Below are 18,185 nucleotides of genomic sequence, written 5' to 3'. Positions count from 1 at the left end.
TGTTCGCATGAAAAAACCTCCCAATGATAGAGAGGTTTCACAGTCTATGATTTCTTAATAATTCTACCCAATTGTTCTTAAATCCCATTAGATGAAGTTCAATCTCAGGATATTCTTCAATTAATGCTTCTAGCTGTGTTACCCAAGATACCCACTCATCTTGATCTTTAACAAGCTTCTTTAAGATATAGACGATCGAGAACAACTGATTGTTATCGATTTCAAGATGATGTGATTCATCAGGTAAACTTGGTGCAATGGATAGAGTTTTGTTGTAAATACGATTGTAATGAGCACATCGATTACGCAAAACTGAAATCGAGTGCAGCCAAGTTGCAATTTTATCGTAATAGTTCAAATCATAATAATCTTTAGCTATCTGTTTCTTATCAGAAGTCTTCAGGTTCTTGTATAGAGTGGATAACATTCCGAATGTCATGACTTCAAATGCTACCCATGTAGGAAATTGACCATTATATTTATTTTTGTGATGGGTAATATATAGTTCTTTTCCCTCCATCAATGATTTATCTAATTTTTGTAAGAACTTCGGGTGGTTGAGCGATCCGTTGAAATTAATAATGTCCCGATATCCTAGTTCTCCATAGTTATGAGCATGGTAATAAATCAAATGCGTTCGAAATGAAACTTCTACATACTCAGAAATGCTCAATAAAAGAGCTCTCAATTTGGAATCGAATTATCGATATCAGAAATAACTACTCCTCTAGAGAGAAGCAGATCAAGTTGTTCTAGATAGGTTGTAGGCTTCTTCAGTGAAGCATATTTCTTCTCAATACTCATAGATAATACCCCTGTAAAATAAAAATGCCCCACCCTGGGACACATTGTGAAGAGGTGCGGATGGGAACTGTTACTTATATACTACATGAGTTGTTGAACAATCGTCAACAATTGAATTCTTATCTCCAATGCTATATGCCGAAACATTGCCCCTTCAAGGAATCACGCACAGACATCGGCTCCAATATTCCCGTAGCTAAACCATATTGTAGAATCCACCTTATGAATTCCTTCTCGTTATTTACGATAACTTCAAAGATCATACTGCCATCCCCCTGAATGATATGATCTTATTCATTTTCATAACGTACTAAGCCGTAGTTCATAAAAATTCTGTACAATTGGATGCTTAAAATTCGTTTTTTGCCAACTCGTCTGTCCATCAAAGCTAGAATATTCAATAAAATATCATCGCTCTCTAGGCTTTCCTCTATGTAACGAATTCTTTCGAAGTTATGGTACAGTAAATCCAAAATCTTTAAAACGTACTGCTTTTCTTCTTCATGTTTACCATTCAACACATTGCCTATGCTGGTGTCGTAAATAAATTCAACTTCATTCATTTTAACTATTAACTCTTTAGGATAGTTCATAAAAGAAAAGCCTGCTTTCTCAGCAGACCTTGTTGAAACATTTACCTTTCAATGTCCCTCGCAATATATTACTACCACTTACTCCACATGTGTGGAGTAAGTGGTAGTAATATATAAAAAAATGGAGGACAATGGAGAATTCATCACCATCGTCTTCCCGTTATACTAGGTAAGTTAAACCTTGAAATTATTTACAGACCCTTCAAGCATTTGATGATAGTTTTCCTTAGTGCTCACACCATCAAGCCATTTGTCTTCTACCACTTGCTTACGCCTCTCAAATTTCTCAATCTCTTTCTTCAAAAAGGCTATTTCTCTTAAATCTGCTTTCTTTTCAACTTCTGTTTCTTTCTGCATCTCTTTGATTAAAGCATTTGAAATTGCAGAGGATGGCAGTATCGACATCCTCTATAATTTCAAAAATCCGTTGTTAATGGGGGCTTAAGTCGCCCCCATCTATTTTGTTAATATAAGCACGAGGTCATCTTTTTCATGGTAAGGAGAGGGAGTTGCACTCTGGTCGTAGAAAGACGGAGTTTAGAACATGAACACAGAGACCCATCCGAGCGAGCGTAATCTCTTTAATAACCCTAAACAATACGCGTCACGACCCAATATAATGCGATTACGGTGATCAAGCCAGACACACAATAGTTAATATACTTATAGCTCTTATATCGACCTGCCCATAGTAATAGCGGCAGAAGAACCGCCAGCACAGTCAACTGTCCGAGCTCAACCCCTAGATTAAAGGAGAAAAGCGTCAGAAGAAACCGATCTCCGAGTGTCCCTTGAAGTACTTGAGCAAAGCCGAAGCCATGAATCAAGCCGAACAACAGAGCCACTCCCCAACGCGATTTAACCTCCTTAAGCCAAATGTTCTCGACCGCTACATAAGCAATGCTAAGCGCAATAACCGGCTCAACAAATGCCGCAGACAGGTTGACAATCTCGAGTGCTGCCAGAGCAATCGTCAAGCTATGACCCACTGTAAATGCTGTTAGCACCTTCAGATAATCCCATTTCTTCTGCTGCACAAGCACAAGCGCTAAGATGAATAACAGATGATCGAATCCCCCAAGAATATGCTCGATACCAACAACAATGTAATCCCACATCGTTACGATCCAATTGGGCAGCGTAACCGTCGTCTCGTTGCCCTCTCCGTTGTTTAATCGATCCGATATCTCATGATTATTACGTGTAAATATTAGATCCTTGGAAGAGTTCTCTGTACGGATCGTCGTATAATTCTGATGCTGCGGGTCATTCTCATAGAAAAATCCGTAGTCGATAGAATACCTCTCTGCGTCAGACGGAAGCTCGTAATCTAGCTTCATATGCAAATTGGAAGTGTTGTTACGTTGTTCCATATTAATCCCATTAATCACCGGGTCAACAGGTTGGTCCCCACCCTTCACGATTAACGATTCCAGTACAAGCGGCATCAGGTCTTCTTCCGTCCATCTAACTGTACTAGCGTCCGTGGGATCTGCCTTGTTTTCCCCAAGAACGAACACGCCGCTGGAATGGATATCCATCCACTGTGCGACTTCAGTCGGATCAAGAAAGAGATCGTATGTTATATGGTTGCCGTTCACCCTAATATCCGAATATCCGAACGTACTCATGTGCGCTTGAGCCGGCTTAGCCTGAGAAAATAGAAAGATAAGAATAAGTGCCAGGGCAAGCATCCACTTGGTCAACTTGTTTATCCCATATTTATTTGACCTCGTAAGATATGTGTTCATCGTGTATGAATCCTCCTATAAGAGCGGAAAGAAAAGCGAAAGAGTCTAAAGTAAGACTCCAAGCCCCTCTCCCCGTTACTCAAAACCATGGTGAAATATTTATTTAAGCAGTTCTAATAGCATGTATACGACCTTAGCACTTTCGGAGCGCTGTGCGGATACTTTCGGAGCAAACATATTGTTGCCTCTTCCCGTTATCAACCCTAGCTCGAATGCCATATCAATGGCGTCCTTCGACCAATCGCTTATTTGATCCTGATCCGCGAACGACGCTTTCTTCCCGCTATCTTTACCGACTGATCCATTCCGGTATTCAAGTGCCCGGATAATCATTATAGCCATTTCCTCACGTGTAATCTGTTTATTCGGAGCGAAGCTGTCTTTGCTAACGCCAGAGATGATTCCCGCTTCAACCGCCGCCTGTACAGCGTCCGCATACCAGCTATTGACCTTAACGTCCTTAAATCCTGTTCCGCTTGTCGACGAGCTTTGAAGCCCAAGAGCCCTGACAATTAAAGCAACAAATTCAACCCTTGTCGTAGGATTACTCGTCCCGAATGTTGTATCGTTAATTCCGTTAACGATTCCCCTAAAGGATAGCTCCTGGACGTAATCATATGCCCAATTCCCCTTCAGCAGGTCATTATAGTTTTTCTTGTATTCCATCACAACGTACTGGCCAGTCTGATCAACCGTTGCCCTGTAGCTGCCATTCACATATTCGCCGCCAACCCAAGTAGCTGTACCATCGCTATTTATCCGGTAGATGCCAGCCAACTTACTGTTCTGGACTTCATTAGCCTTCAGTTCAATGGTGATCGAAGCAGCAAATCCTTCGATGCTTACAATCTTACCCGATTCGTCTTGCTTGCCTACAGTCAAATCAATCGTGGAGCCTTTAGCTGTCATAGTCGCATTCAGCTTCGTACCGGTAGCCTGCGCAGCTTTCTCAATGGCTTGTTGTGATACATTGTCCATTGATACTATCAGGCTGCTACCCGATTCCAATTGTCTGCTTAAGGATTGAATCACTGCTGCAGTAAGTGTAACGGTTACTCCGCCCTCTAGTTGAAGCTTAACCTCTCTATCGCCAATCTTAGCTAATACATCGGAGGAGAGCGTCACGGCTGTTGTACCTTTACCAACTGTCAGCACTACCGAACTACCAGCCGTGGATACATTCTCCACTGTGATTTCAACGACATTCCCGCTTGGAAGGGTTGCCGTACTACCCGTCTCTGTTCCACTTCCGGTTCCCGAACCTGTACCTGGTGTTGTACCTGGATCAGTTCCTGGTGTTGTACCTGGATCAGTTCCTGGTGTTGTACCTGGATCAGTCCCTGGTGTTGTACCTGGATCAGTCCCTGGATCTGTTGTTCCTGGATCAGTACCGCTTATCTTGGTTCCGGTACTAAACTTCCACAAATCCGATATCGCGTTTCCGTTATTGGCATCCGTTGCCGAAGCGTACCAGAAAAAGTTCGTATTTGCAGCAAGCCCCGACCACTTAGTGGTTGCTGTTTCCCCACTCGCAACTGACTGCTGGCTTCCAATGACGGTACTTCCGTACACATTTACCCCGATATAATCGGTTGCCACCTGCTTGCTCGGATTCTGCGGTGTGTAATCAATGTAGAAATCATCCTTGCTAGTGTCCTCAAAGAAATTGGAATCGTTCATGTAAGCGGAATACGTAGTAACATGAATCTCTTCCTCAGCCAAGTTAAACTCAAGGAATCTCATATACCCTTGTCCACCCTGTGGTCCGGATTGATAGTCAGCCAGCATTTCAACAACAGTACGCTCGCCAACATGCTTCACATTGTATGCAACTCCGTGAAGATGTCCGCATAGAACCATACGAACGTTATCATTCTTAGCTACAATTTCGTTCCAGATCATTTCACCTTGGCCCGAATAAGCACCACTCGGGGAGATGTATTCATGGGTACCGATGATAACATAGCGGTTCGGATACTTCTTCAGTACCTCGTTCGCCCACTTCACCGTCTCGTCTTTAACATTCCACCCTAAATACATGATTAGGAAATCCTGCCCTTTGACCGATACGAGATCGTAATGATCACGGTTGTTGTTCAGATCATCACCGTACGTCGGCTGACTTTCGAAACGATCCCGGCCAAAATACTTCCAATACTCCGTGTAATTCCCTGCATCGTGGTTAACATCATGATTCCCCGTTACGACTCCATAGGGGATTCCTGCATCTTCTAGGATCTTAAGACTGCTACTTGCGACCGCCCACTCGTCCGGTCGATCCCAGTCATCGACCAAGTCTCCCGTATGAATAGCGTAAGCGATTTTCTTCTCGTCCTTCATATCTGCAACGTACTGATATTCCTTCTCAAAGATTTCAGGATAGGAGTCAGCATAGTACTGCGTGTCACTACCCCACGCGAAGGTAAAGTCCAAGCCATCATCTGAAGTTGGGACGAGATCCTGAATCAGGACATGAATCGTCTTGTCCTTCACCATATCTGCTACTTTGACCTTGGCTTTCAGTTGGAAATCCTGATCACCAACGCCAGACACGGCAGATACCCATTTAGCCGTATTATAGTTCCATGTATACATCGTTACTTGTCGATCTGGAAGCGAATGACCTTCCCACACCACTTCAACTTCAGCGATCGCTGCTGAGTCCTCATTCAGCTTAAATTCATAACGTTGATAAGGGAACAAGCCCTCCGCGTCAGTAACAAAGTAGTTCCCATCCTTCTGAGAGACTTCAGTAATGGCATCACCAGAGAATGCTGTTTCTCCCTCAGGGTTAAGCTCTAGAGGCGGTTCGCGATCCGTTGCGTTAGAGAACGCCATAATATCCGACTGCTCCTTGAAATCATAACGATATCCCTTAAGGAAGCTTACATCCATCGAATCACCATTTGGATCACTTACCTTAACGCTCAAGCTTGCATCCCGATCAACATCAGTTGCTCCCTCAGCAGGAAGAGGTTCAGAAGGGGCATCTGGATATTCAGTACCCAGCGTAAAAGTTGCCATACGCCCCGCTTCGTTGCCCGCCCTGTCTTTGGCTGTCACCTTGAACACATGATTACCCACTGTGAGATCCACTGCATTCAATTGTGATGGCAGAGTAATCGCCTTATCGTCCAAAGTAGCCGTCAGTGTTGCTACACCAGACGTAAGATCAGTCGAAGTTGCATTGAAATTAATGATTCCACGATAAGTCTCGCCATCTTCAATCGAGAATGTCTCGATTACGGGAGCTGTATTATCAACAATTGCTGTCACATTAGTTGTACTACTACTCGTAGTCTTTAGTTCAAATGTGTGCTCCCCGTCTGCCAATGTCGTTGTATCCAGATTGGACCTAACACCCTGGAACAGGTTCACTGGAATATCGATTGTCAACTCCAGATACTCGTAGTTCCCTGAACTGTCACCGACCTTCTGGCGCACCAATGGGTCAATAGCTGTGAACGTATTTACCGCCAAATTCTTACCCCTTGCGCTAATGTCTGACTTTATTCCATTGCCTAGCGTAATCCCTATATTCTCAATGACAAAATCGTCGTTATTACCTTCCAAGTCTATTGGAGAAATCTTGTTGCCTGCCGTGATCAGGATTTTATTCTCGCCAGGCTTCAGCAAATACTTAGGCAAAGCAACATAATAGGGTGCCAGGTATTTAACGTTCGGAAGAAGAGTCGCCACTTCACCGTTAACGATTACCCCATCCTTGAAGGAGGCCTCCATGTTATCAGCTTGAAACGACAACCAAGCATCCTCGTTCATCGTTTGCTGTGTTGACAGCAGCTTTCCATCAACCTTTAAGGTTAAGCTCTGACCTACAGCAAGGGTATTCCCTTGAATGGCCTGTGTGCCGCGCAGGTAGGAGTTAGCCTGCAAATCAAACCATAACGACTCGCTCCGCTGTACGATTGGAAGCTGGTAGGCACTCGCTCCACTATCAATCGTACGAGCAACATTCTGCCCATCCGATGCTTCGAAATAATATTCCATCTTGCTTACGCCTAACAGTAATGACTTCGGAATGGTTGCCGACACATATTGGTTCGAATTTGTAGTTGAACGTTTCATACCGATTTCCGTATAATCGGTGTCAACATCTCTTTTGTAAAAAAGGCTTACACGTTTGATGATTGAGTCATCAGTCACATTCACTGTAAGAGATACAGCATCTGCTGGCTGCGGGTCTGTTGCAGGTACGTGTGTAATAATGGGCTTGACTGAATCCAAATCAACTTCAACTGGATCTACAGGAACCTGATCGACGATTAACACGCCCGGAGTCGCAGTCATTCCTGCCGAACGCTTGTACATCATAGTCGTGCCGTCCTTCGGAAACTCATACACGATACTCTTGCCATCATTTTCAACTTCATCAATACCCACATTATACCAAGCCTGCGAGACCACATTATTTGCGTGGTTCACCGGATTAGCGGCATCTGGCGCGAGGATAATTCGTCCTTCATTGCTATTACTCATTCCGAGTGTGTAGATCGCAGTAACCCGGGATTCAGGAAGACTTGTTTTCCAATGGCTGTTGAACTTATCAACTGCCATTCCTTTACTCAGATTAGATTGCACCCAGATCACAGCTGTCTCCTGAGAAGGAAGCAGCAGTTCGTCCGTGATGTCCCAACGGAAGCTGGCACCACTGAACTCTTCATACACAATTTGATAATCCTTCAGGTTAACTGTCCGATTCGAATTGTTGTATACCTCAACATATTCATAAGCATCGCTTCCCACATTATCCGGAACAAGCTCCGTAATGAGCAGCTCAGGGATATTGAACGACACGCTGTTAAACACACGAATGTCATATTGCGTAGCTATAGGATTTCTGGCAGTGTTTACTCCGTCAGTCGCTTCAAGGTAATAATAGAAATGCTCTGCGCCTGACAGAATGGAAGCCGGAATAACAGTCTCATACTGACTACCCGTTGTAAGACTCATCTCTTCAGACTCATAAGCTGACATCTTATCCGTCTTATAATACAATGTTGCTGACTCCACATCTTGATCGTCAGTAATATTAGCGGATATTATCAAATCTTTAAGTGTTGTTGAACCGGCTGGTTGCTTATGCTCAATGATTGGCGGTATAAAATCAGCCGGAAGCTGAACCCGCGCGGTAGGAGCCTGCCCAAGCAACAGACTGCCTGGCGTTGCGCTTACCTTGCTGTCAAGCTTAATCATATTAATGCTTCCGTTATAATCAGGAACATAGGTGATAGAGGTTTCATTCAAATCATCGGTACTGTTACCAGCTACATTATAAGCAGCGGAAACAATCTTATCTCCCGATTTCGTAACGATCGAAATGATACGTCCAGCTGTATTTTCTAAGCTTCCCTCGCCCGTGTAGTCAGCGAAGTCAGCGTCCGTCAATGTCGTTTTGTAAGCTCCATTGAATGCAGCCACTGTTCCATTCGCATCTTCAGCATACATTCGCAATACCATCGTCTGTCCGGGATCAATAACTTTGTTATCCTTGAACTCCCATGTTCGAACTGTTTTGCCTGCCAAATCGGATGTATCGATCCGATACTGCTGCAACGGAACTGGCTTATCGCTGTTATTGTATAGCTCAACGTACTCCCAAGCGTTAACATCCGCTCCGTTCACATTCGGGCTGTTAAACACAATTTCCGTAATTAGCAAATAGGGAGGCTGAGCTGATACATCAATCTGCAGCTCATAAGAGGTATCTGTCGTCTCCGGGCTTCGTGCGAAGGCGTTCTCATTCTCAACATTCAAATAATATTGCACCTTCTCCGTTCCTAGCATCACGGATTGAGGAATAATACCTGATACGGTAGAAGTACCAGCATCCGCGGGTCCGAGCGTCATCGTCGTTTTCTTGTACACGAACTCGCTGCTCTTCTTATAATATAGAGTTGCCATCGTGACCGGTGATGGGCTATATACGGCAGCTGTGACAGATAGATCCTGCGGACTTGTATGCACGACTGGCGCATACGTAATTGCCGGCATAAGAGCAGGATCCGCAGCAGGCAGTGGAGGGACTTGCCCCGTAACCAGGTTTCCCGGCGTTGGTTTTACCCGGCTTCCCAGCTTCAGCATTGTTATTCCTCCGCTAGGGTCATACGTATAAATGATGCTGGTATTATTGAGGTTATCACCAGCTTCGGTATTATTTATGTTAGCATCATTATATTTAGCAGATACAATCGTCTGGTCATCCGAGGCGCGTTTGACGGAGTAAGTAAATGTCCCCGTGTTCACAAAATTCCCTCCACTAGATTGGTCCATAGTCGCGACCTGATCTTCCGTAAGAGCAGTACCGTACGCTTTATTGAACGTAGCCAGAGTACCGTTATCCCCATCCGTTGTACCTCTTAGTACAATGGTTTCACCGGGCTTCACAATTTTACCGCTTGGCAAGAGCCATTTCCTAACCGTTAATCCATTATAATTCTGGGTGTAAACATAATAATCACTAAGCGTAATCTTTGTCGCAGTATTGTTGTACACTTCAAGGAATTCCCACGCGCCCACATCGGCTCCAGCAGAATCATTAGGACTGTTCGGGATAATTTCCGTAATTAATAGTTCTGGATATTGCGGAGCAACATCGAGTTCGAGATACTGCGGAGCATCATCGAGTTCGGGATATTGCGGAGCATCATCGAGTTCAGGATATTGCGGGGCAACATCGAGTTCGGGATATTGCGGAGCATCATCGAGTTCGGGATATTGCGGAGCAACATCGAGTTCGGAATATTGCGGAGCGGCATCGGCATACGCCTGGCCTAAGGAGAATAACGCCCCCCCTATCACTGTCGTTACTACAAGAATAACCACCATGAAACCTGCAATTATTCGGTTTATCTGCCTAGTAAATCCATTCATCCTATCCTTCATCTCCCATTCTATGATCTATAATGCAAGCTGATCATAAACCTTGAGAAATAAGTTTCCTATTCACATATTGTTAGATTTCTTGCGATTATTAAGAGAGATCCATTACCATCGCATGTATTACAAAAATCGGTAACGATCCAAAATAAAGACAAGCGTTTCTTAACATTCCGATGACATTTATCCGACTCTCAATTCACACAAGTCATCTATTATTAAGGTTGTCTACCCAAACAATTCCTTAGAACTATGACTTCTATAAAAGTAGGTGTAACTATGAACAGAACAACGTGGATTAACCATTTACTATTCATAAGAGTCTTTGCATTACTTTTCTCAATAATGTGCTTGCTCTCCTTGCTCCACAGGTTTACAAACGTTGTGCTAATTAATTTTTCGGCATCCCTATCACTTAGCTTTGTCGCAGCCTTCTTTCTCAGTAAACGTATTCATACCAAGATTAACGATCTCTTGAATGAGAAAGATCGTGTCACCGATACTCTATGCAAACAAAGCTTCGTTCTGTCGAGCTTCAATTACATCAATCAATTGAAAAACATTAACAGTGATCTTAGTGAACGACAGGATTTCCTCGCAGTGGAGAAAAGCTATATCGTTGTGATGTATTCCCTACGCTTTCGTAAGCACTTTAGTGCTGCAACGACTCTTAACAATGATAAATGCAAACTTGTGCGTCAATTCCTTGATCATATTCGTTTACTCGTCTCGGAGCGACACCCTGATTCGGACACCTTCCAGATGGAGTTTAATCAAATCGTATCCGTCATCACCGATGTCGAGCGAGAGTATGTCAAGACAACTATGAATGAACTAAGGACCTCATTGGATGGTGAATTACATAATTGCGTTCTCACGATCTCAATGAGTCGTTCGTTTGAGCATAGCTCAGAGCTTAATCATGCATACCAGCAGGTTAAAGATAGAATTAGACAAGCGCCTCTCTCGGAAAAAATAGAACTAATCACAGACACCCTGGAACCCGATCTATTCATTCTCAATCCGAAGCAGGAGCAATCGCTTAACGCCTTTTTGCAAGCTGGAAACTCCGATATTGCACTGCATATGATTGATCAAATTTTAGATCCATTGGTCAAAGGAAATGCGAGTACTAGACACTTCGACAAGTTAGCCAACAACGTCATTTCGAAGATATTGGGAGCCATTGAGCCATTTCAATTAAACTCTAATATTTCCGAAGACATCCAACACAACATCGAGAGCTTGAAGCAATGCTGTTCGCTACAGGAATATAAAGAAACGTACCGGGAGCTGATCTCCGCTGCATCCTCAGTCATTAAGGGGAATACGTTGGAGCAGGATTCGATTGCAGCGTTCGTCATGGATATCATCCATAACCGTTATTATCAAGATTTATCCTTGAGTTATCTGGCAGACCTCTTAAACATGTCAAGCACTTATTTGTCTGTGTATATCAAAGACAAGACCGGAACCAACTTTAGCGATCATCTGAACAGAATTCGTGTCGAGAAAGCTCAGGAGCTGTTGGTCACTACCGAATTAAACATCAGCGATATCAGCCAGCGGATTGGATACGTGAACTTCACTTCTTTTAACCGAATGTTCAAGAAGCAAACAGGTATGGCTCCAGGTGAATTCCGCAGGCAGCAAATCATTCTAATCCATAAGAGTGAGCCTCTATTAGGATCTTGATCTATATTGCTTCTTCTTTTTCCACGATGTTTATGTCTTTTTGCCGTGTTAAAACCTACAGTATGAGCATCGAAAGATTTAATTAGTGAAGAGAACATTTTGCAGGCTTTACGCGGATTCAAAGATGGTGGGACACGAATGAGATAACAGAATATTTTTCCAAACCACTCAACGAAAATGAATACACCTAAGAAATACGGATATGCGAGTGTATCAGCGACGGAACAAAACTTGGACTATCAGATAGAGCGCTAGGAAGCATTCGGTATAGACGAACTGGTTACGGATAAGAAGACTGTGGTATCAATGCCAAACGGGAGGAGTTACAATCCATGCTAGCCCGTCTGGATAAAGAGGATATTATAGTTATCCTTCGTATTGACCGTATAGCACGTAATGTTCGCGACTTACTAAATATCATTGAAACAATCGAAGCTAAGGGCGCAGGGTTGATTATTGTTGATATGGGCGGTAATACGGTTGATACGAAGACAGCTATGGGGAAATTCGTGCTTACAATATTAGGCGCTGTTGCTGAATTGGGATTAAGTCGGAAAGAAAGTCGTCAAACCTAACGTTACGGCGGCTTTTTATTTTGGATATTACTATATCACAATAACGTACTAATGTCCGATTGGACATATATTCGAATTGAATGGACATACAAGAAAACCTAATACTGCATGGGTTTGGATTGATTATTTACACAAACTAATATTTTCAAAACAGAATATATTCGCCATTTCTAGCGTATGTTTCCTGATAATGCTTTATATCTGACCAAATAAAAAACCACCCTATAATGAAGTGACCCCATAAAGTTAGACAGGTTATTTTATTAGGCAGCGCGTTGGGCATGAGTTCGGTACTGTACCGGACTCATGCCTTTTAGTTTTGCCTTAATTCGCTTGTGATTGTAATAATCAATATATTTGGATAGCTCTTGTTTAAAATGGTCGATACTTTCAAATTCATCTAAATATAGAAATTCAGATTTCATGATACCAAAAAAGTTCTCAATGACGGCGTTGTCGTAGCAATTACCTTTGCGGGACATACTTTGCTTGATACCACGTTCTTCAAGGGCATGACGATATTGTTTCATCTGATAGTGCCAGCCTTGGTCAGAATGAATCAGGAGTGTACCTTCATCTGTTAATTGCTTAAATGCTTGATCTAACATCGTTGAAACAAGCGAATAGACCGGTCTTGAACCGATAGTATACGTAATGATTTCACCATTATATAGATCTAGCAGTGGTGATAAATATAGCTTTTCTCCAAATAATTTAAACTCTGTAATATCCGTAACCCATTTCTCATTCGGCTTTTCAGCGTGGAAGTTTCGTTCTAAAATATTTGGAGCAATCTTGCCGATCATCCCTTTGTATGAGCGATATTTCTTCATGCGCACCAGGCACTTTAATCCTAATACCTTCATCAAACGTTGCACCTTCTTATGATTTACACGATGTCCACGATTCGCTAACTCATCCCGAATACGGCGATAACCATAGCGGCCCTTATGCTCCTCGTAGATCGCTTGAATAGCGTCTTTTAACTTGGCATCTCTGTCTGGCATACCAAAAGTATTCACCCAGTAATAATACGTGCTACGTGGGATATCCGCTAGCTGCAGAAGTGCTTTCACCGAGAATTTGGTCCTTAGTTCATAGACGACTTGCGCGTTGTCTTGTTTGGTGATTTTTCCTTGTTTTGAACTAAGGTATTCAACTTTTTTAAGTACGCATTCTCCATTCGCAAACGCTCTACTTCTGCTTGTAAAGCCTCTGCAGAACCTTCTACTAACGTTTGATTCTTCAGTTCCTTATGATCTTTTTTCATGGATGGACGCCCCTTTTTCTTTGGTTGTAGGGCGTCTATCCCTTGTAATGCTAAGCTTTTTTGCCAGCTTAAAAGGGTACTATGGCTAGCAATATTAAATATAGCAGCCGTTTCTCTCACAGACGTCCCATTTTCGTTCATATAATGAAGTACGTCTAGTTTATCCTGTACAGAATACAGTGTATAACCCTTTTTAAAAGCCTCATCACCATGATGTTCATATTGTTTATTCCATTTTATGAATACGGAATGATGGACACCGATTGATTTCGCAATCGTCTTAAGACTTTCTACTCCATTTAGATAACGGATGACTGCTTGTCTTTTTTGATCTGTACTGAACTTGGTCATAGAAAAACTGCACCTCCAATTGTTAGTTGTGTCTAACAATCGGGGTGCAGTTCAATTAAGGCGGTCAATTCTGAACTATCGTTTCCCGTTAGCTTAACGAGTTATTGCTTAGTATACTATCCAATTTTTTGAAAACATTTGTGACTTGTTCGATTTCATTCTCTTCAATATCCTTAAAGACCTGAATAAATAAATTTGCCTTTGCACTAATAATTTTCTCAACTAATTGTTGACCTTCGTTGGTGAGTGAAAGGATAACAACTCTTCTGTCATTTTCAGATCGGGTGCGATCAACTAGATTGTTTTTTTCAAGAGTGTCAGTAATACCAGTTACACCTGCTGAGGTAATACCTAGGTATGAAGAAATATCAGAAGCGGTACAATTCCCCTTTTTGTAAAGTTGTATTAGAATAAATGATACTTCTGCTCGTTCCGGCAGGTAGGTATAGGCTAACGGAAATCCTTCCATTTTATAATGGAACAAAGCATTGTCACTGACAGAGAACAGCATCCCTTTCAGTACGGAGAGCAGTGCAATCCGATCGTCAGGGTCATTCAAACTGCTTGCGAGTAGAGCAATCACTCCCATCTCCTCGTACATCGCTGAACTGCCGGCAGTCACGGAAGGGACACCATAATGTTCTAGCTGTTCGGCATATAGATGAAGAAACTCTCTGCGTTTCATGAGCACCAGGAAATCGCCTGGTGATGCGGCTCTCAAGACGTATCCACCGTCAGTGCCCGGTAACTTCTCCTGAATTTCCAACTGTCCGCTGCAAGCCCATGCAATATAACGAGCCACCCGAGCCGCATCTGCTTCTGCGATAGCCGCCTTGCCTCCGGACATTTTGGCATAGGTCATTGTGTACACGCCATGCTTCACTCCAGCTTCTGGGTTCGCGAATTGTGTCGCCATCGTTACGTATGCAGCCTGATGCTCGGTTTCTGTGCTAGGGAATCGATCTATGAATTCATCATTAACGTACTGACCGAGTGCATGAACAGAACGGAAATTAGCGCTCAACTGTAGTACTTCCCCACAAGATCTAATCTTGCTCTTCACCCAATTGTAGGTCGATATATCTGCGCGACGAAAGCGGTAGATAGACTGCTTAGGGTCGCCCACGACGAACAACGAGCCTTGCTTCGGTGTGATTCTCCGCCAGTCTGACTCCACCGGATCATCGCCCGTCAGCAGAAACATAAGCTCCGCTTGGATGGGATCAGTATCTTGAAATTCATCGACGAATAGATGTGTATAGCGGCTAGTGAAGAAACATCTTACATCCGCGTGCTCGCGTAGCAATGCTGTAGCCTTCATAAGCAAGTCTTGGAAATTAAGTAACCCCAGTTCACTTCGTCTGCGTGTGCCATAATCTACGGCCGGACGAACAAAGTCAACTAGCTGTGGATAGAGATACTCGCGCCATCTGGTCAGAAACGGTTGTAGGACCCTGTCCTTCCACTCCTGGAATATCACTTTGAACTCCCTTGCTTGCCCGCTATCTGTCCATCGTTTTATCGATCTTCCGTTCGAATAACAATGCAAGTTGCAGTATGCGCATATCGTCCTTCAATCCATGAATGGCAACCACCCTTCTACCATCACGGACCATCGATTGTAACGCGTCCCAGCCTCCTTCCGGCTTAACGGAGGGGATATAACGGAACGCTTCATCCATCATGGAAGGTAGAGATAAGCGAATGAGATCGAAATCCGGCCGAGGGGACGGGAACGTCTCAATCTGAACATCGGTATAATCGCATACCCGCATATAGACCTGTTGCAGGTCCTCGATACTTATCCGTTGCGCCTCAAGTGCCATAACACACTCTTCCTGACCATTCTCGATCAAGCTCAGCAGGTATTCATCCCAGCATTGATCACGTAGTACTGCTGCCTCATCTTCTTCAAGTTCTCGAAACATGGGATCGAGACTCGCTTCGATCGGCCTTTCCCTTAGTAACCTTCCACAAAAAGAATGAATCGTACCGATATAGCATCGGTCTAACTCCTTAAGCGCCTGGCGTAGCAAGCTGCTTTGTGGTTCGATGGCCGTTCTGATCTGCCGCTCAAGCTCCAACCGGAAACGGCTTTTCAACTCATCTGCCGCTTTTCTTGTAAATGTAATGACGGCGATCTGCTCGGCAATCGCACTGCCTGATTGTATCAAAGCGATCATTCTGCCAACCAACGATGTTGTCTTTCCGGAGCCCGCTCCCACCAGAAATGTCTTATCAAGAACCGTTGCTATACTCTCTCTTGCCATCTCATCATCAACCAAAGTGCTCAACCTCCTTCAGGTGAGTAAGCCGTTGATCATTTTCGGGTAATTCCCATTTCCGCTGTGTCAGCTCCGATTCGTTACCACAAACTGTACGATAATCACACCATGTACACCGTTTCAAGTCCTTCCTTGCCGGGAAAGAACCCGATTCGATAGAATCTAGCAGATGACCTACCAATTCGGAAAGCTCCGCTCTCTTATTCTGAACACGAGATACCTCTTCTCCTTTACCCCGCTCCGTTGGAAAATAATACGCTGACTCCACAACGCGCGCCTCAGTGTCTGCTCCCGTCTCTTGCAGCCATTGCTCAACAGCAACAGCGTAAAGCGCATGCTGTAGCTGAGTCCTCTGTGAGAAGTACTCATTCTCGTCATACTTAGAAGGACGACCTGTCTTGTAATCAAATATTTTATACATGTGAGGAGCAATTTCATCTATTCTGTCGACATAACCCTTCATCCGGAGCACCAGACCGTCGTCCAGCATGACATCCATGGGTTCGCTATCCTTCGTTAGTTCAAGTTCGAAATATCGCGGCCGTCCTTGACGACTCTGTTCCATCTGATAAAAGATAGCCACATCATGCCGGATGTTCTCACATTCTTTACGCAAAATATGAGGGCTCGGCGGCGGTACCAACGCTTCATATTCGCTGATGATCTCCTCGGTGATCCCCGTAGACTTTTCTCATCATGCACAATAGTATCCATCTCAGCCGAACACTGAGATATCTCTTGCAGATAGAGATGAAAGATGCGATGGAGCAGGATCCAGCCATCGTGTTCGATCGAAGACAGCAGTAACCTTCTCCCTGACTTTCAGCACGGAAGAGAAGAAGAATTTCTTCGGACATTCCGCATATCGTTCAAGCTGTGTCACACTTAAATACGTCTCTGGGTTATTCCGATAACTAATCGCAAAGACATCCGTTCCAAGCATTCCCTCATATTCAGACAGAAGTACCCCACTGATAACCGATTCTGCCGTTCCCTTTCCAACCGCGAATGGAAAGGACTGACGCAATGATGAAAGACCATCTTGCACTCTCCCCTCCAATGGCAAACTACGAAGCCAGCGATCCGTACCGTCCAATAAATGCTCCCTGTCTGAACTACTTTCCGCCATATATCCAACCGGCTTTCCTAGAGCTTTCTCTAGTCCAGACATATCCATATGAGGATCACCGTGCATGATTCTAACAGCCTGCAACAGCTCAAAGGCCGGATTCGCTTCCTTCTGTTCTGTCGGATCATAGCTAGCGAAGCTCAGCGTCACCCTACCCGAAACTCGTCCTAGACGAGCACACCGCTCACGAGCTGTAAGTTCTGCTTTATCAACAAATAACGGTAGTCCGCCCACAAGGAATCGTTCATTATCCAGTAGCACAGGATCCTGTCGAAGCTGCACAGACCACGCTGCATCGCTCATGCCTAGTATATAAGTGTGATTCCTGCCAGATTCACCACCATCTTGAAGAGTTGATATATGTATTTTTCCGCATTCAGGTCCATCTTGAAGGATACGAATACCGCTCACCATATCTTTGATATATTGGATGGCACTCTCATTGGAAAGTGTCCTAGGAGAGACAGATACAAGTAACTTCACATGGTCTTTCAGTTCACCGTTGATAGCCAAGTCAGCTTCACTGGAGGGGCTGGTACATTTCTCAAGGAAATGTATTAAAGCCCTCAAGACAGTGAGCGGCGTCCAGTTCTCCTGATGAGAATCTGGAAGCATATGGAACAACTCTTTAAATACCCGATCGAGCAGGCGACTAGCCTCCACTCGAACCCCTATATCTTCAGTTGCTATGGCTTCCAACACTTCATAGCGATGCCTTCCCCAACCAATCCCACTTTGCTCAAGTGTACGAATAAGATCAGCACTTGCAAATGATTCGTCATAATAACGGAAAGACACAATTCCGTGTCGGAGTACCCTAAGCAGACAGTCCACG

The 18,185-nt window shown here is 43.8% G+C and carries 12 protein-coding genes and 1 pseudogene; 2 read left to right on the top strand and 11 right to left on the bottom strand.

What is annotated here, in order from left to right; translation table 11 throughout:
• Positions 1 to 37 precede the first annotated feature (37 nt).
• From AC1TO9_RS03615 to AC1TO9_RS03590, 6 genes and pseudogenes are all read right to left on the bottom strand, one after another.
• The gene (locus tag AC1TO9_RS03615) at positions 38 to 673 is read right to left on the bottom strand and encodes an Abi family protein (protein ID WP_482058346.1); all 636 of its coding nucleotides are present in this window, start codon (positions 671 to 673) and stop codon (positions 38 to 40) included.
• A 262-nt stretch (positions 674 to 935) separates the two neighbouring features.
• Positions 936 to 1,085 carry a WCX domain-containing protein gene (locus AC1TO9_RS03610; protein WP_482058410.1) on the bottom strand — a complete coding sequence of 50 codons (150 nt, stop codon included), beginning with the start codon at positions 1,083 to 1,085 and terminating at the stop codon, positions 936 to 938.
• A 19-nt stretch (positions 1,086 to 1,104) separates the two neighbouring features.
• A pseudogene (locus tag AC1TO9_RS03605) lies at positions 1,105 to 1,238 on the bottom strand (SF0329 family protein); the annotation flags it as partial.
• A gap of 333 nt (positions 1,239 to 1,571) precedes the next feature.
• Positions 1,572 to 1,802: a hypothetical protein gene (locus AC1TO9_RS03600; RefSeq protein WP_482058345.1), complete on the bottom strand. Its 231-nt coding sequence runs from the start codon at positions 1,800 to 1,802 to the stop codon at positions 1,572 to 1,574.
• A 185-nt stretch (positions 1,803 to 1,987) separates the two neighbouring features.
• A complete protein-coding gene (locus tag AC1TO9_RS03595; RefSeq protein WP_482058344.1) occupies positions 1,988 to 3,148 on the bottom strand; it encodes a HupE/UreJ family protein in 1,161 nt (386 codons plus the stop codon).
• A gap of 99 nt (positions 3,149 to 3,247) precedes the next feature.
• Positions 3,248 to 10,039: a lamin tail domain-containing protein gene (locus AC1TO9_RS03590; protein WP_482058343.1), complete on the bottom strand. Its 6,792-nt coding sequence runs from the start codon at positions 10,037 to 10,039 to the stop codon at positions 3,248 to 3,250.
• A gap of 390 nt (positions 10,040 to 10,429) precedes the next feature.
• Here AC1TO9_RS03590 and AC1TO9_RS03585 point away from each other — a divergent pair, with 390 nt between their 5' ends.
• The gene (locus tag AC1TO9_RS03585; protein WP_482058342.1) at positions 10,430 to 11,740 is read left to right on the top strand and encodes a helix-turn-helix domain-containing protein; all 1,311 of its coding nucleotides are present in this window, start codon (positions 10,430 to 10,432) and stop codon (positions 11,738 to 11,740) included.
• Positions 11,741 to 12,042: 302 nt separating this feature from the next.
• The gene (locus AC1TO9_RS03580; protein ID WP_482058409.1) at positions 12,043 to 12,315 is read left to right on the top strand and encodes a recombinase family protein; all 273 of its coding nucleotides are present in this window, start codon (positions 12,043 to 12,045) and stop codon (positions 12,313 to 12,315) included.
• A gap of 263 nt (positions 12,316 to 12,578) precedes the next feature.
• Here the strand turns inward: AC1TO9_RS03580 and AC1TO9_RS03575 are convergent.
• From AC1TO9_RS03575 to AC1TO9_RS03555, 5 genes are all read right to left on the bottom strand, one after another.
• Positions 12,579 to 13,936 (bottom strand): IS3 family transposase gene (locus AC1TO9_RS03575; RefSeq protein WP_482058341.1). Its coding sequence is split into 2 segments (ribosomal slippage): positions 12,579 to 13,483 and positions 13,483 to 13,936, totalling 1,359 coding nucleotides; the frame shifts between segments, so codons are not numbered across the junction.
• Positions 13,937 to 14,024: 88 nt separating this feature from the next.
• Positions 14,025 to 15,416 (bottom strand): MarR family winged helix-turn-helix transcriptional regulator, encoded by a 1,392-nt coding sequence (locus tag AC1TO9_RS03570; RefSeq protein ID WP_482058340.1) that lies wholly within the window; start codon positions 15,414 to 15,416, stop codon positions 14,025 to 14,027.
• A gap of 22 nt (positions 15,417 to 15,438) precedes the next feature.
• Positions 15,439 to 16,221, bottom strand: coding sequence for a UvrD-helicase domain-containing protein (locus tag AC1TO9_RS03565; RefSeq protein WP_482058339.1), 783 nt, complete (start codon positions 16,219 to 16,221; stop codon positions 15,439 to 15,441).
• A complete protein-coding gene (locus AC1TO9_RS03560) occupies positions 16,214 to 16,864 on the bottom strand; it encodes a RecB family exonuclease (protein ID WP_482058338.1) in 651 nt (216 codons plus the stop codon). The genes AC1TO9_RS03565 and AC1TO9_RS03560 overlap by 8 nt, the downstream gene beginning before the upstream one ends.
• Positions 16,865 to 16,936: 72 nt before the next feature.
• On the bottom strand, positions 16,937 to 18,184 hold the full coding sequence (locus AC1TO9_RS03555; RefSeq protein WP_482058337.1) for a hypothetical protein: 1,248 nt from the start codon (positions 18,182 to 18,184) through the stop codon (positions 16,937 to 16,939).
• Between the last annotated feature and the right edge of the window lies 1 nt (position 18,185).

Source organism: Paenibacillus sp. Y916, from assembly GCF_056786435.1.
This window is presented reverse-complemented; position numbering and strand designations above follow the sequence as displayed.